The organism is Glaciibacter kafniensis (genome assembly GCF_039538945.1).
In the GTDB taxonomy this organism is placed as follows: domain Bacteria; phylum Actinomycetota; class Actinomycetes; order Actinomycetales; family Microbacteriaceae; genus Cryobacterium; species Cryobacterium kafniensis.
In genome coordinates this window covers 758,549-773,842 of record NZ_BAABCN010000002.1, presented here as the reverse complement: position 1 = coordinate 773,842, position 15,294 = coordinate 758,549, and the positions used below count along the sequence as shown (strand labels likewise).

The following is a 15,294-nucleotide window of genomic DNA, read 5'->3' as shown; positions in this document are numbered from 1 at the left end:
ATGGTTCCTTCTACTTAGCGCGCAGCTCGGCGATGTCCATCGTCCACGTCGAGTTGTACGAGACACCCGAGATGAAGTCAGCCGTCGCGATGTTCGAGCCGGGGACGATGAGCGGGACGAACGGGCCCTGCTCCTGCAGAGCCGTCGCGAAGGCGCTGAATGCTCCGGCGCGCTCGTCCATGCTCGTCGCGTTCTCGGCTGCAGCGGCAAGCTCGACGACCGACGGGTTCTGCTCCGCGGTCCAGCCGGCACGCAGGCCGACCTTTGCACCAGCGGCGAACGGCAGGAAGTTGGCCGAGTCGGCGTAGTCGGGGCCCCAGAACCAGATGCTGAAGCCTTCGCGTCCGTTGACGTATTCGTCGATCTGGGTGGTGAACGGTGCGGGGGCGAGCTCGATGGTGATGCCCGCTTCGGCAAGCTGCGACTGAACACGCTCGGCGAGCGGGGTGAAGCTCACGCCGCCGACCGGGTAGTCGTTCGGGTACTCCAGCGTGACGGTCTCGCCGGCGTAACCAGACGCAGCAAGTGCCTTCTTGGAGGCGGCGAGGTCCTGCTTCACGCCGTCGGTCAGCGCACCGAGGAACGACGGCGGGATGACGCCGGTCGCCTGCTCTGAGCCGGCTCCGGCGAGTTCGAGGAGCGCGTCGTAGTCAAGCGCGTAGCGCACAGCGGAGACGAACTCCGGGTTGGACGTGACCGGGCTGACTGCCGGGTTCTGGTTCAGCAGCAGGAAGATCGTCTGAGCAGACGGGGTCGACGTGACGGTGACGCCCTTGCCGAGGCCGGCAACCTGGTCGCCGCTCAGGTCGATCGCGACCTGAGAGTCGCCACCTTCGAGGTTCATCTTCTGAGTTGCGCTCTCAGAGACGCTGCGGATGACGACCCGCGAGAAGTCGGGGTGCTCTTCGCCGTTGTACTTCTCGTTTTCGGTGAGCACGACCTGCGACTCGAAGTCGATGGAGTCGATGATGTACGGGCCGGACCCGGCCGAGGCGCCGTTGAGGAATTTCTCGGCGGCATCCGTATTGTCGGTGGTTCCGCCGTTTTCGATGACGACCTTGGAGTTCACGATCGCGAGCGACGGGTTCGTCATCAGGGCCGGCAGCTTCAGCGACGGCGTGGCAGTGGTCAGGGTGACGGTGTGATCGTCGACCTTGGCCAGCTCGATGCCCTCCATCAGGAAGTTGGCCTTGCTCTCGGTCATGCCCTTCACCCGGTTGAGGGAGAAGACGACGTCGTCAGCCGTGATCGGGGTGCCGTCGGAGAACACGCGATCGGCGTCGAGCACGAAGGTGAACTCGGTGGCGTCGTCGTTCGCTGTGTAGGTGGCCAGGCCGGGGATCGGCGTGCTCTCGTCGGAGCCCTTGAAGTCGAGGAGGGTTTCGTAGACCGCCTTGGAGACCATGTAGCCGGTCGGAACGTAGTTGCGACCCGGGTCGCCCGTTTCGAGGGTGAAGGCGGTGTCGATGACGACGCTGCTCGGTGCCGCTGCGTCGCCGCTCGGCGCGCCTGCGGCACAGCCGGTCAGGGCCAACGCCACGGTCAGACCGAGGGCCGTTGTGACATATCGGGTGTTCTTGCGCAAGGGGGAACTCCTTCTGTGAACTCAGGGGTTGTGCATCGAGCATCGTTGCCGCGAAAAGCCAGGCTGAAGGATGCTCCACGCTGCCGTCCGATGAATATGCCTCTGGACGGCTTGGGTCGAGATTTGCACAGTTACCGCTAGTCTGTCCAATCAAAGCCCTGTTCGACAGAAGTAGTGTCTTGTCCAAAGGAGAAACTCGCCATTATGTCTAGCAAAGCAAGCGGAGGTTCTCCGGTGTCTGGACAATCGCCGCATCCGCTCGACGAGATCAATCTGAAAATACTTGCTGAACTGCGAGAAAACGGTCGAATCTCAATGGCCGCGCTGGCGGAACGGGTCAACGTCTCGCGTGCGAACGTCTACACCCGGGTCGAGCAGCTGATTGACGACGGCGTCATCACCGGCTTCACCGCACAGGTCAATCCGGCCAAGGCCGGACTCGGGATCTGCGCGCTCGTATTTCTCTCCGTGCATCCGCAGATGTGGGGATCGTTCCGCAGCCGCATCGAGCAGATGACGGCCGTCGAATCCTGCCGGATCACGACGGGCGAGCATGACGTCATGCTTCTGGTGCGCGCCAATGAGGTCGGGGCAGTGCACGACTTCGTGATCGGCGTGCTGGCGGCGCTGCCGGAGGTCAAATCCGTCGAGACAGTTCTCGTGCTCGATGAGATCTTCGATCGGCCGTTTCTTCTGCCGAGCGACCTTCCGCCGCGCGAACCCGCCACGACACAGATGGGGCTGACCCGATTCACCAGAGTCGATCCGAGCCGACAGGGTCTCGGGCGCTAGTCGGAGCGCACAGCCGGAGCGCTCAGGACGCCTGCACGCAGACGCTGTAGCCCACGACGCCGTCGAGCACGAAGTCCTCGACCAGTTCGAGGCGACCGTCCGTTCGCGTCTGCACACGCGTGCTGCTGTCGCCCAGCAAAGTGGCATCGCTGGCCACGACGTGGTGCACGAAAAACTCATCCAGCACGCCATCGCGGTAGCGACCGACACAGTGACCGGTGGTGACCGTGTCACCGCTGTAGGTGCCCCAGGCGATGCCGCCTGCCTCACGAAACTCGAAGCGGGTCGGATTCTCACCCACCACACTTGCCGTGGTCGTCTCGAGCACGAAAGCAGCGCCATCGATCGCCGGAATGCCTTCGCTTGCGATGTCGAGGAGGTTCCAGTCGGTGCTGGCCGGAACTTGGATGCACACGCTCGTCTGGGTCGCTCCATTCTTCTCGAAGGTCTCGAAGAGGCGGAGCGTGCCGTCCTCCGCCCGCTGCAGCTCGCTCGAGGCGGTGCCGAGCACGATTTCGCTGCCGTCCAGGGGACGGTGGGCGAAGCAGATCGTGACCGTGTCTCCGTCGCGACGCCCGACGAATCGACCGACGCTCACGGTGTCGCCGATGTAGACGCCCCAGATCATCTGCCCGTCTTGCTGATAGCGAAAGCGAGTGGGCGCCTCGGTGTCGACGGCGCTGGCGGTCGAGGAGATCATGACGAATTCGAGTCCGTCGATGGAGGCCGGGAGTGCGGTGGAAGTCAGTTCAGCAGTCACGCTGTCGAGTATGACCCAGAGCACGTTCTGTACAGAAACTCGGCGAAATCAGTCCAGTTGATCCTGTAAAACGAAGAGAATCTACGACTTTTGCCCACTGGCTATCCGCTGTGCACGCAAAACGTCTCCGAGGCCGTTACAACCCGGCCTCGAGTTTTGACCGCAACGCCGGTCGCGAACGCCGGTAATGTTGCCGACACGACACCCCCAGAAAGGCCCCGCTCATCACCCGCCCACATCTCGCCCCCCTGACCGCCGCAGCGCTCGTGCTCGGCGGCTCACTGAGCATCCAGCTGTCGGCCGCCCTCGCTGCCGGGTTGTTCGCCACGGTGGGGACGCTGGGCGTCAGCGGGCTGCGGATGGCGATCGCCGCGGCTGTGCTCCTCGCCATCTTCCGGCCGCGTCTGCGTGGTCGGAGCACGACGGCGTGGATCGGCATCGTGCTCTACGGCGTCACGATGGCCGCGATGAACGTGTTGTTCTACAACGCACTGGCCCATCTGCCCCTGGGCATCGCCGTCACTCTTGAGTTTCTCGGCCCGCTGGCCGTCGCCGTGTTTGCCACCCGGCTCCGGTGGGAAGCACTGTTGCCCGTCGTGACGCTGATCGGGGTGGCGCTTGTCAGCAATCCGACCGGTGGCATGACCTGGATCGGTCTCGCTTTCGGTCTGGGTGCTGCTGTCGCTTTCGGCGGCTACACGGTTCTCGCCGGCCGCGTCGGTGAAAGCTCTGCCGGCCTCGATGGGCTCACCCTCTCCGTCGCCGTCGGGGCCGTCGTCTTGGCTCCGTTCTCGGTTGAGGCTCTCCCCCGTGCCGACGGTCACGCCTGGCTGATTCTCGCCGCGTCGGGCCTGATCGGTGTGGCGTTGGCCTTCAGCCTCGATTTCATCGCTGTGCGGCTCACCTCGCCGCGCCTGGTCGGTACCCTGTTCTCGATCGACCCGGTGATGGGCGCGGTGATCGGTGCCGTGGTGCTCGGTCAGGTGCTCACCGCATCGGTGATCGTCGGCATCCTGCTCGTGGTGGTCTCCGGCGGCGTTGTCATCTGGCTTGCCGGCATGGCGCCGCCGCGGCCGCTCCAGGCGCGGTCTATCCCCGCCGGCGCGCGTTCTACCCCGCGCCCACCGGGATAGACCGCGCCGGAACGGGGCTTTGCTGCCCGCTCACTGCGCGAGGGGCACGAGAGCGCTCCGACGATGCCACTCCGCCTGCAGCACCATCACGCCGATCACGATGAGCGCTCCCGCCACCAGCCCTGCGGCCGTCACGAACGGCGCAAACAGCAGCAACGCCAGCGGCAGCATCACGCCGACAACGGCCCAGCGCAACACCGCACGCAGCCGTTCGCGGTAGCGCAGGAGGATCAGCGCATTCGTGCCGTAGAAGACGGCAATACCGCCGGCAACGGCGACGGATGCCCCCGGCGACAACGGTTCTGTCGGGTCGGCGACGGCCGTGCCGAGGCCCGCAGCCAACAACACGATCGAGCTGACCAAAAAGAACGGCAGATACATCACAGTGTCGCGGAGGGCACCGAGGTTTCCGGAGGCGTGCAGGCGTCGCCAGCCGCGCTCGGCGATATCGGTGCTGTAGGTGAAAAATGACCACGCCAGCAAGGCGATGGCGGCAAACGCGAGAATCGCGGTGAGCCCGGAGGCGATGCTCCAACTGGCACTCCACTCGGCGAAGACCGCGAGCACCGATTCTCCGAAGACGATCACGACGAAGAGTCCCACCCGCTCGGTGACGTGCTCGATGTTCAACGCCTGGCGCAACCACGACGACTCCCTGCCGAGAAACGCGAGCAGCAGCACCTCGATGCCAATGGCGACCGCCCAGAGCACGTAGCGCCCCGGCGGCGGCACGAATGCCGACACCGTCCACAACACGGCCGTCACCCCGCAGTAGAGCACCGGGCGATACCACGGGACGCCGTTTCGACGCCCCTGTGACCACCAGGCGATGAAGAGCACCAGCCGGAGGATCGCGTTTCCGAGGGCATACGCCCACGCACGCTCGCCGAGCCCATCGATGCTTGCCGCCGCCATCATGCCCACCGCGAACATGGCAACGCTGACCATCAGCCAAATTCTGCCGGTCACCCGCTCGCCGAACAGATTGAGCGTGAGCATCACGTTGACCCACGCCCACCAGGCCGGAAAGAACAACACGGCAAAGGTCAGAAACTGGGCAGGATGGGGATCGCCGTGCACCCCGAGGGCAAGCTGGCCGACAAAGGCCACCATCACCAGATCGAAGAACAGTTCAAGCCAATTCGCCCGGCGAGGCGTGTTCGCTCGCGTGCCGGGTTCCGGACCACCGGCATCCGAGTGTGTCGAGTGTGCGTTGGGCTCCTCTGCTGTGGCCACGGCGCCAGCGTAGCCCGTGCTCTCCCGTCGCGCTGCATGCCGCGCTGACGGCATCGAACCGTCGTTCCGCGCCGAGTTTGACCGTTCCGGTCGAGATTCCCCGGCGCACCAGGGTGTCTCGACCGCAAGTGTCAAGCTCGGCGGGTCGGCCCCACGAGAAAAGCCCCGCCTGCGCGTCTGTGACGACGCGCGGCGGGGCTTCGAACGTGCTCTGCCTACTTCTTGTAGGCGGGTGCGACCTCGTTGTGAGCGTCGCCGACCCGGTAGACCCGGATGTCGTTGGTCGAGCCGACGATTCCGGGAGGGGATCCGGAGATCACCACAACCTTGTCGCCGACCTCGGCCAGTCCTTCGCCGAGCAGCACAGAGTCAACCTGCGCGAACATCGCGTCGGTGTGCGTGACGCGGTCGACCAGGTACGTCTGCACGCCCCAGGTCAGCGCCAGGCGACGGCGGATGCCGGGTTCCGGCGTGAAGGCGATCATCGGGATCTGCGAGCGGATGCGCGCCATCCGACGAGCGGAGTCGCCAGACTCGGTGAAGATACAGACGTACTTCGCGTCGACGAAGTGAGCCACGTCGCTCGCGGCGAGAGTGATCGCGCCACCCTGCGTGCGCGGCTTGACGGTCAGCGGCAGGATGCGCTCCAGGCCGTGGATCTCAGTCGAGTCCACAATGCGCGCCATGGTCTGCACGGTGACGACCGGGTACTCGCCCACGCTCGTCTCACCGCTCAGCATGACGGCGTCGGCACCATCGAGCACGGCGTTCGCCACGTCGGAGGTCTCGGCGCGCGTCGGCACCGGGCTGTGAATCATTGATTCGAGCATCTGCGTGGCCACGATGACCGGCTTCGCCATGCGGCGAGCGATCTCGACGGCACGCTTCTGAACGATCGGCACTGCTTCGAGCGGAAGCTCGACACCCAGGTCGCCACGGGCGACCATGATGGCGTCGAAAGCGTCGATGATCTCTTCGAGGTTGTCGACGGCCTGCGGCTTCTCGATCTTGGCGATGACCGGCACACGACGGCCTTCTTCGTCCATGATCTCGTGAACACGCTTGATGTCAGCGGCATCACGCACGAACGACAGTGCGATCAGGTCGGCGCCGAGGCGCATGCCCCAACGCAGGTCGTCTTCGTCCTTCTCAGACAAAGCGGGAACGTTGACGGCAACGCCGGGCAGATTGATGCCCTTGTTGTTCGAGACCGGGCCGGCGACGATCACCTTGGTGGTGACGACGACGCCATCCGTTTCAACGACCTGAACCTTGACCTTGCCGTCATCGATCAGCAGGAAGTCACCGGGGTTCACGTCCTGGGGCAGGCCCTTGAACGTGGTGCCGCAGATCTGCTGGTTGCCCAGGATGTCTTCGGTGGTGATCTTGAAGATGTCGTCGACGGCGAGGTCGTAAGGTCCGCCTTCGAACTTGCCCAGGCGAATCTTCGGACCCTGCAGGTCGACCATCACGGCGATGGCGCGACCGGAGTCGTTTGCTGCCTTGCGCACGTTGGCATAGACACCCTCGTGCACGGCATAGGTGCCGTGGCTGAGGTTCATGCGGCATACGTCGACGCCGGCATCAATGATCGCCCGAATCTGCTCGTAGCTCGATGCTGCCGGCCCGAGGGTGGCAACGATTTTCGCGCGTCTCATTCTGGTAAATCTCCGGTTTCCGCGCCCTATCGGCGCATTTTTTGCGGGTAGTGAAAGTGTGTTAGACCGAAATCGGTCGGTCGGTCGGCTTGACCGGGGACGGAAGTCGAGTGCTGCCGACGAGGTACTCGTCGACGGCTGCCGCTGCGGCGCGGCCTTCAGCAATGGCCCAGACGATCAGTGACTGGCCACGTCCGGCATCGCCGGCCACGAAAACGCCTTCGCGGCTGGTTTGATAATCACCGGCACGTTCGACATTACCCCGCTGGTCGAACGGAATCTGCAGCTGAGCGCTCAGCTCATCGGATTCTGGCCCGGTGAAGCCGAGTGCGAGAAGCACCAGATCCGCGGGAATCTCACGTTCTGTGCCCGCCTTCGGCACGCGACGGCCATCGAGGTATTCAGTTTCTGCGACACGGATCGCGCGCACTTCTCCGACCTCATTGGCCAAGAACTCCACGGTCGATGCGAGGAACTGACGAGTTCCGCCCTCCTCATGCGCGCTCTGCACCTCGAACAGGGTGGGCGCCATCGGCCACGGCTGGTGGCTGGGACGCTCGTGGCCCGGCTGGGTTCCGATCGCGAGGTTGGTGACGGATGCGGCGAGCTGACGGTGCGCAGTTCCGATGCAGTCGGCTCCGGTGTCGCCACCGCCGAGAACCACGACGTGCTTGCCTTCAGCGGTGATCTGCGCGTTGACGGTGTCGCCGGCGCCGACCTTGTTCTGCTGAACGAGGTACTCCATCGCGAAGTGCACACCGGCCAGGTCACGGCCGGGAATCGGCAGGTCGCGCGGAACCAGTGCGCCGGTGGCGACGACCACTGCGTCATAGCGGGCCCGCAGGTCGTCCCAGGTGATGTCGACGCCGATGTTCACTCCGGCACGGAACCGGGTTCCTTCGGCGGACATCTGGGCGAGACGCGACTCGAGGTGCTTCTTCTCCATCTTGAAATCGGGGATGCCGTAGCGCAGCAGTCCGCCGATCCGGTCGTCGCGTTCGAACACGGCGACCGTGTGACCGGCCCGCGTCAGCTGCTGGGCCGCCGCGAGACCGGCCGGGCCGGAACCGACGACGGCGACCGTCTTGCCGCTCAGACGTCCGGGCGGCTGGGGGGTGACCCATCCGTTGGCGAACGCCTGATCGATGATCGACACCTCGACCTGCTTGATCGTGACGGCCGGCTGGTTGATGCCGAGCACGCACGACGACTCACACGGAGCCGGGCAGAGCCGCCCGGTGAACTCAGGAAAGTTGTTCGTGGCGTGCAGACGCTCAATCGCCTGGGCTCCCTCATCACGCCAAGTGAGGTCGTTCCACTCGGGAATCAGGTTGCCGAGCGGGCAGCCCTGGTGGCAGAACGGAACGCCGCAGTCCATGCACCGGCCGGCTTGACGCTTCAGAACAGCGGCGTCGCCCTGCTCGTAGACCTCTTTCCAGTCCATCAAGCGCACGGACACGGGGCGACGGGCGGGAAGCTCACGCTCCGTCGTCTTCAGGAATCCCTTCGGATCAGCCATTGGTTACCTCCAAGATGCGGTTCCAGACGATGTCGCCATCGGGGTCGAGGCCTTCGTCGAGCGCCTGCTGGCGCGTCGACAGCACGGCGGCGTAGTCACGCGGCAGCACCTTGACGAAGGTCGACATGGTTGTGTCGAGGTCGGCCAGCAGGCGCGCGGCAAGCGCGGATTCTGTCTGGTCGCGGTGTCGTTCGAGCAGGTCGCGCACGATCTCACGATCAGCGCTACCGAGTTCCTGCAATTCGAGCTCACCGGAGTCGAGCGACTGACGGTTGACGTTCTCGGCCCGCAGCCCGTAGACATACGCGGTGCCACCTGACATGCCGGCGCCGAGGTTGCGGCCGGTTCCGCCGAGGATCAGGGCGAGACCACCGGTCATGTACTCAAGCGCGTGATCTCCGACGCCTTCGACGACGGCCGTCGCCCCGGAGTTGCGCACCAGAAAGCGTTCACCGACGATGCCGCGGATGAACATGCTGCCCTGCGTGGCGCCGTAGCCGATGACGTTTCCGGCGATGACGTTGCGTTCGGCCGGGAAGACACTGTTGCGGTCGGGGCGCACGGTGATCGAGCCACCGGAAAGCCCCTTGCCGACGTAGTCGTTCGAGTCACCCTCGAGGTGCAGCGTGATGCCGCTCGGCAGGAACGCACCGAACGACTGGCCGGCGCTGCCGGTCAGGGTGACGCTGATCGAGTCGGCCGGGAGACCGTTCTCGCCGTGACGGAGGGTGACCTCGTGGCCGAGCATGGTGCCCACTGCGCGCTCCGTGTTGCGGATCGGCAGCGCAATGTTGATCTGGCCGCCGTGTTCGAGCACGCTGGCGCTCTGGCGGATCAGCTCATTGTCGAAGTGAGCCTCGAGCTCGTGGTCCTGCGGACGCGAGAACTGACGCGGCTCAGAGTCTGAAAAGTCTGGACCGATCAGGATGGGCGACAGGTCAAGACCCGACGCCTTCCAGTGGTCGATCGCGCCGTTCATATTCAGCATCTCGCGGTGACCGATGGCCTGTTCCAGGCTCGTGAACCCGAGTTCGGCGAGGTACTCGCGCACCTCCTGGGCGATGAACTCGAAGAAGTTCACCACGTGATCGGCCTGACCGGAGAAGCGCTTGCGCAACTCGGGGTTCTGGGTGGCGACGCCGACCGGGCAGGTGTCGAGGTGACAGACCCGCATCATGATGCAGCCTTCGACGATCAGCGGCGCCGTGGCGAAACCGAACTCTTCGGCGCCGAGCAGGGCGCCGATGATGACGTCGCGACCGGTCTTCAGCTGGCCATCGACCTGCACGACAACGCGGTCACGCATGCCGTTCAGCATCAGGGTCTGCTGCGTCTCGGCCAGGCCGAGCTCCCACGGAGTACCGGCGTGCTTGAGCGAGTTGACCGGGCTGGCCCCGGTTCCACCGTCGTGTCCCGACACCAGGATCACGTCGGAGAGCGCCTTGGCGACACCCGCCGCGACAGCGCCGATCCCCGACTGGCTGACCAGCTTGGTGTGGATGCGCGCCTTGGGGTTGGCGCGCTTGAGGTCGAAGATGAGCTGCTTGAGGTCTTCGATCGAGTAGATGTCATGGTGTGGGGGCGGCGAAATCAGGCCGACACCGGCCGTCGCGTGCCGGGTGCGAGCCACCCAGGGGTACACCTTGGTCGGCGGCAGCTGACCGCCCTCGCCGGGCTTGGCACCCTGGGCGAGTTTGATCTGGATGTCGTCGGCGTGGGTCAGGTACATGCTTGTGACGCCAAATCGACCTGAGGCGACCTGCTTGACCGCACTGCGGCGCTCCGGGTCGAGCAGACGCTCAAGGTCTTCGCCACCCTCACCGGTGTTCGACTTGCCGCCGAGACGGTTCATCGCGATGGCGAGCGTCTCGTGAGCCTCCTGCGAGATGGAGCCGTAGCTCATCGCGCCGGTCGAGAATCGCTTGACAATCGAAGCGACGGACTCGACATCGTCGAGCGGAACCGGCTTGCGGGCGCCGGGGTTCAGCCCGAACAGTCCGCGCAGCGTCATCAGTTCGGCCGCCTGGTCGTCAACGAGCTTCGTGTACTCGCGGAAGATATCGTAGCGGCGCGTGCGCGTCGAGTGCTGCAGCCGGAAGATGGTGTCCGGGTTGAACAGGTGGGGCGGTCCCCCGCGACGCCACTGGTACTCGCCGCCGGTGTTCAGCCGTTCGTGGGCGAGCACCGCGTTGTCCTCCGGGTAGGCGGACGTGTGGCGGTCGAGGTTCTCGGCCGCGATCACATCGATGCCGACACCGCCGAGCTTGCTGGTGGTACCGGTGAAGTAGCGGGCCACGAACTCCTGGTCGAGGCCGATGGCCTCAAATGCCTGCGCGCCGGCGTACGACGACACCGTGGAGATGCCCATCTTCGACATGATCTTGAGAACACCCTTGCCGAGCGCCTTGATGACGTTCGCGACGGCTTTCTCCGGCGTCACGGTCGTGATAGCGCCGCTCCGCACGAGGTTCTCGCAGGTTTCCATCGCGAGATACGGGTTGACCGCTGAGGCGCCGTAGCCGATCAGCAGCGCAACATGGTGCACTTCGCGCACATCGCCGGCTTCGACGACAATTCCGACCTTCATGCGGTTCTCGGTGCGAATCAGGTGGTGGTGCACTGCAGAAATGAGCAGCAGTGACGGAACAGGAGCGAGGTCCTTGTTGGAGTCACGGTCGGAGAGAACGAGAAAGTGCGCTCCGGCGTCGATGGCCTCATCGACCTCGGCACAGATCGCGGTGATGCGGTTCTCCAGCGCGTCTGCACCCTCATCGAAACGGTAGAGACCGCGGATGGTGGAGGTCAGGCGGCTGCCAGGGCGCGGGTCGATGTGCTGGATCTTCGCAAGCTCATCGTTGTCGATCACCGGGAAGTCAAGCACCACCTGACGGGCGTGCTCTGCACCGGCGGAGAGCAGGTTGCGCTCCGGGCCGAGCGCGAGCTTGAGCGAGGTGACGACCTCTTCACGGATTGAGTCGAGCGGCGGGTTCGTGACCTGCGCGAACTGCTGGGTGAAGTAGTCGAACAGCAGACGGGGGCGCTCGGCGAGCACGGCGATCGGCGTGTCGGTGCCCATGGCGCCGAGAGGCTCTGCACCCGTGCGGGCCATCGGGGCAAGCAGCCGGTGCACCTCTTCTTCGGTGTAACCGAAGGTGCGCTGACGTCGAACGACGGATGCCGGCGGGTGCACGATGTGCTCGCGTTCCGGCAGGTCCTTCAGGTTGATGCGGCCGGCATCCAACCATTCGCCCCACGGCTCGCTGGCCGAGAGCTCGGCCTTGATCTCTTCGTCTTCGATCAGACGACCGGCAACAGTGTCGACGAGGAACATCTTGCCCGGACGCAGGCGTCCCTTGCGCACGACACGGCTCGGGTCGATGTCGAGAACGCCGATTTCGCTGGCAAGCACGACGAGGCCGTCATCGGTGATCAGGTAGCGCCCTGGACGCAGGCCGTTGCGGTCGAGGGTCGCACCGACCAGCGATCCGTCGGTGAAGACGATGGCAGCGGGGCCGTCCCACGGCTCCATCAGCATCGAGTGGTACTCGTAGAACGCGCGACGCTCGGCCTCAAGGTCTGGCTGGTTCTCCCAGGCCTCCGGCACCATCATCATCACCGCGTGCGGCAGCGAGCGACCGGAGAGGCTGAGCAGTTCGACGACCTCATCGAAGGAGGCCGAGTCGCTGGCGCCAGGGGTGACGATGGGCAGCAGCGGGGCGAGATCGCCGAGCAGCTCGGATTCGAGCTGCGACTGGCGGGCACGCATCCAGTTGCGGTTGCCCTGCACCGTGTTGATCTCACCGTTGTGGGCGATCATCCGAAATGGCTGGGCGAGCGGCCACGACGGGAAGGTGTTGGTGGAGTAGCGCGAGTGCACGAGCGCCAGCTTCGACGCAAACCGCTCGTCGGAGAGGTCAGGGTAGAACGGCTCAAGCTGCAGTGTCGTGACCATGCCCTTGTAGACCATGGTGCGACACGACAGCGAGGCGAAGTAGACCTCGAGTTCACGTTCGGCGCGCTTGCGCAGGCGCAACGCCTGTCGGTCGAGCGCAATCCCGCCGACGAGCGAGCCGTCTTCGGTGAGCAGTGCGCTCTGCACGTACAGCTGCTGGATGGCCGGCATCGCGGCCCGCGCCAGGTTTCCGACCTCGTTCGGACGAACCGGAACCTCACGCCAGCCGAGAACCGTCAGGTTCTCGTCGCCGGCGATCGTGGCGATCGACCGTTTGATGGCGCTGCGCGCCGTCGGGTCGGTCGGCAAGAAGACGTTGCCGACGGCGTAGCGTCCCGGTGCGGGAAGCGTGAACTCGACAACCTCGCGAAGAAACGCGTCGGGAATCTGGGTGACGATACCTGCGCCGTCGCCGGTGCCCGCATCCGAACCGACCGCACCGCGGTGCTCCAGGTTGCGCAAGGCATCGAGAGCCAGCGTGATGATGTCGTGCCCGGCGGTGCCACGCAACGTGGCGACCATCGCGAGCCCGCAGGCATCCCGCTCTTCAGCTGGATCGTAGAGTCCCTGCGGTTCAGGCGTGAGGCTGAACCGCGAGAAGGGAGGCTTGACTGCCATGAAACCGTCCTCACATGCAAAGTGATAGCGAGGGACGACGCTGGCCCGCTAGGGGGAAGAGAGATGACCTCCAGAACGGCCGGGTAACGGGCCGTGGTCAGGGTGTGGAGGTATTGAGAGCTCTCAGTTCGAGACGCTGGTGCTTGTGGCTGCGTTCTCCGCCGACCCGGTGGAACCGGAGGCGTCATTGCCTCCGCCATCTACTTCGGACTCGGTGTCGTCAGATTCTACATCAGCATCAGGGGCGCTCCATTCACGACCCGGCACGTAGGGGCTGATTTCGACCCCGGTGTGTTCGCGCTGCTGAATGATGATGATGAGCAAGCCGATGAGAATCGCCAGCAGCGCAGCCCACACGTTGGTGCGGATTCCGAAGAAAATCTCGCTCGGGTCGAGGCGAATCGACTCAAAATAGGTGCGACCCAGTCCATACCAGATGAGGTAGACGCCGAACGCCTTGCCCCAACGCAGGGTGAACTTGCGCTCCAGATAGAGAATCACTGCCACGCCGAGAAGATTCCAGATAATTTCGTAAAGGAAGGTGGGCGTGAACAGTGTGCCGGCCGGAAGGCCGATGGGGAACGCGGGGTTCGTCGACTCGATCTCCAGGCCCCAGGGCAGGGTGGTCGGCTGGCCGAAGAGCTCGTGGTTGAACCAGTTGCCGAGGCGACCCATCGCCTGGGCGACGAGCATGCCGGGCGCGAGAGCGTCGGCGAACGACCAGAACCTCACACCGGTCAGCCTGCAGCCGATGAAGGCGCCGACGGCGCCACCGATCAGGGCTCCGAAGATGGCGTTGCCACCCTCCCAGATGAACAGAACGCGCCAGAGATCGGCGCCGGCGTAGAAGTAATCACCGGGGTGGGTGAAGACGTGGTAGAAACGGGCGCCCACAATTCCGAGCGGCACAGCCCAGAGAATGATGTCGAGCACAATGCCCGGCTCGGCGCCGCGTTTGGTCAGGCGACGTGAGGTCATCACCGTGGCGACGATGATGCCGGCGAGAATGCACAACGCGTAGGCGTGAATCCTGAACGGTCCGAGGTCGAAATAGCTCCAGTCGGGGCTGGGGATGCTCAGGGGAAAAGACACCTCGGTACTACCTTTCACATCGTGACGCGAGTCACTGCCGGCACTCAGTCGAGCGCCTCGGTCAACTTATCTTAATTTTTCGGTTCTAGTGGCCGTGACGGCGTGCGCGCAGGGTCAGTGCGCTGGGTCAGAGCGCGCGGGTACCGGCGGAGAGCTGGGCCGCGAGGGTGCCGAGCGCGTCGATTCCCCCATCGGTGAGTGCCTTCACCAGGGCTGAGCCGACGATGGCGCCGTCGGCGTAGCCCAAGATCTCGCGCACCTGGTCGGGAGTCGACACTCCAATACCGACGCAGGCGCTCGTGGAGCCGGCCAGACGCAGCCGATCGACGAGGATGCGTGCAGCGGCGTCAACGTCGGCGCGTGCACCGGTGATGCCCATTGTCGATACCGCGTAGACAAAACCACGGCTCGCCTCAACGGCCTGCTTGAGGCGGGCATCGGATGACGAGGGTGCGGCCAGGAAGACGCGGTCAAGACCGGTGCGCTCACTGGCAGCGATCCAGGCAGCCGCTTCGTCGGGAATCAAGTCGGGCGTGATCAGCCCGGCTCCCCCTGCAGCGGCCAGGTCGTCGGCGAACCGGTCGACGCCGTACTGCAGAACGGGGTTCCAGTAGGTCATCAAGAGAATCGGTGCTGACACCTGCGCGGTGATCGCCGACACCGCTTCGAACGCGTGGTGCAGGCGGAAGCCGTCGGCCAGCGCACGCTGGGTGGCGACCTGGATGACCGGGCCGTCCATGACGGGGTCAGAGTATGGCACGCCGAGTTCGATGACGTCGACGCCGTTCTCGACGAGGGCGACGGCAGCGTCGATGCTCTCCCCGAGGCTCGGGAAGCCAACGGGCAGGTAACCGATCAGCGCGCCGGAGCCCGCCTCACGCCGCGCTGCGATGGCTCGCTCGACGGTGCTGGTGACCCCGGTGCTGGTGACCCCGGTGCTGGTCGAACC

Annotated in this window: 10 protein-coding genes; 2 read left to right on the top strand and 8 right to left on the bottom strand. The window is 65.0% G+C overall.

Features of this window, described 5'->3' with window-relative positions; translation table 11 throughout:
* Positions 1-10: 10 nt before the first annotated feature.
* The gene (locus ABD791_RS04085) at positions 11-1,585 is read right to left on the bottom strand and encodes an ABC transporter substrate-binding protein (RefSeq protein ID WP_345062529.1); all 1,575 of its coding nucleotides are present in this window, start codon (positions 1,583-1,585) and stop codon (positions 11-13) included.
* Between the two features lie 204 nt (positions 1,586-1,789).
* On the opposite strand from ABD791_RS04085, the gene ABD791_RS04080 reads away from it, so the two are divergent.
* Positions 1,790-2,377 carry an Lrp/AsnC family transcriptional regulator gene (locus ABD791_RS04080; protein ID WP_345062528.1) on the top strand — a complete coding sequence of 196 codons (588 nt, stop codon included), beginning with the start codon at positions 1,790-1,792 and terminating at the stop codon, positions 2,375-2,377.
* Between the two features lie 22 nt (positions 2,378-2,399).
* Here the strand turns inward: ABD791_RS04080 and ABD791_RS04075 are convergent, their stop codons facing one another.
* Positions 2,400-3,137 carry an avidin-fold protein gene (locus ABD791_RS04075; RefSeq protein ID WP_345062527.1) on the bottom strand — a complete coding sequence of 246 codons (738 nt, stop codon included), beginning with the start codon at positions 3,135-3,137 and terminating at the stop codon, positions 2,400-2,402.
* Between the two features lie 266 nt (positions 3,138-3,403).
* Here ABD791_RS04075 and ABD791_RS04070 point away from each other — a divergent pair, with 266 nt between their 5' ends.
* On the top strand, positions 3,404-4,270 hold the full coding sequence (locus ABD791_RS04070; protein WP_345062526.1) for an EamA family transporter: 867 nt from the start codon (positions 3,404-3,406) through the stop codon (positions 4,268-4,270).
* 30 nt (positions 4,271-4,300) lie between these two features.
* Here ABD791_RS04070 and ABD791_RS04065 read toward each other — a convergent pair whose 3' ends face one another.
* The 6 genes from ABD791_RS04065 to trpA form a co-directional block, all read right to left on the bottom strand.
* The gene (locus ABD791_RS04065; RefSeq protein ID WP_345062524.1) at positions 4,301-5,506 is read right to left on the bottom strand and encodes a low temperature requirement protein A; all 1,206 of its coding nucleotides are present in this window, start codon (positions 5,504-5,506) and stop codon (positions 4,301-4,303) included.
* A gap of 215 nt (positions 5,507-5,721) precedes the next feature.
* Entirely contained in the window at positions 5,722-7,164 is a 1,443-nt protein-coding gene (gene pyk / locus ABD791_RS04060; RefSeq protein ID WP_345062522.1) for a pyruvate kinase, read from the bottom strand.
* Between the two features lie 61 nt (positions 7,165-7,225).
* Positions 7,226-8,683, bottom strand: coding sequence for a glutamate synthase subunit beta (locus ABD791_RS04055; protein ID WP_345062520.1), 1,458 nt, complete (start codon positions 8,681-8,683; stop codon positions 7,226-7,228).
* Entirely contained in the window at positions 8,676-13,253 is a 4,578-nt protein-coding gene (gltB, locus tag ABD791_RS04050) for a glutamate synthase large subunit (RefSeq protein ID WP_345062518.1), read from the bottom strand. The genes ABD791_RS04055 and gltB overlap by 8 nt, the downstream gene beginning before the upstream one ends.
* Positions 13,254-13,376: 123 nt before the next feature.
* On the bottom strand, positions 13,377-14,345 hold the full coding sequence (gene lgt, locus ABD791_RS04045) for a prolipoprotein diacylglyceryl transferase (RefSeq protein ID WP_345062516.1): 969 nt from the start codon (positions 14,343-14,345) through the stop codon (positions 13,377-13,379).
* Positions 14,346-14,472: 127 nt separating this feature from the next.
* Positions 14,473-15,237 (bottom strand): tryptophan synthase subunit alpha, encoded by a 765-nt coding sequence (gene trpA / locus ABD791_RS04040; RefSeq protein ID WP_345064487.1) that lies wholly within the window; start codon positions 15,235-15,237, stop codon positions 14,473-14,475.
* Positions 15,238-15,294 lie beyond the last annotated feature (57 nt).

Bases quoted from the DNA above. Each gene is read 5' to 3' on its own strand.
- ABD791_RS04080 (WP_345062528.1), top strand. From the start codon at position 1,790: ATGTCTAGCAAAGCAAGCGGAGGTTCTCCGGTGTCTGGACAATCGCCG.
- ABD791_RS04055 (WP_345062520.1), bottom strand. From the start codon at position 8,683: ATGGCTGATCCGAAGGGATTCCTGAAGACGACGGAGCGTGAGCTTCCC.
- pyk (WP_345062522.1), bottom strand. From the start codon at position 7,164: ATGAGACGCGCGAAAATCGTTGCCACCCTCGGGCCGGCAGCATCGAGC.
- gltB (WP_345062518.1), bottom strand. From the start codon at position 13,253: ATGGCAGTCAAGCCTCCCTTCTCGCGGTTCAGCCTCACGCCTGAACCG.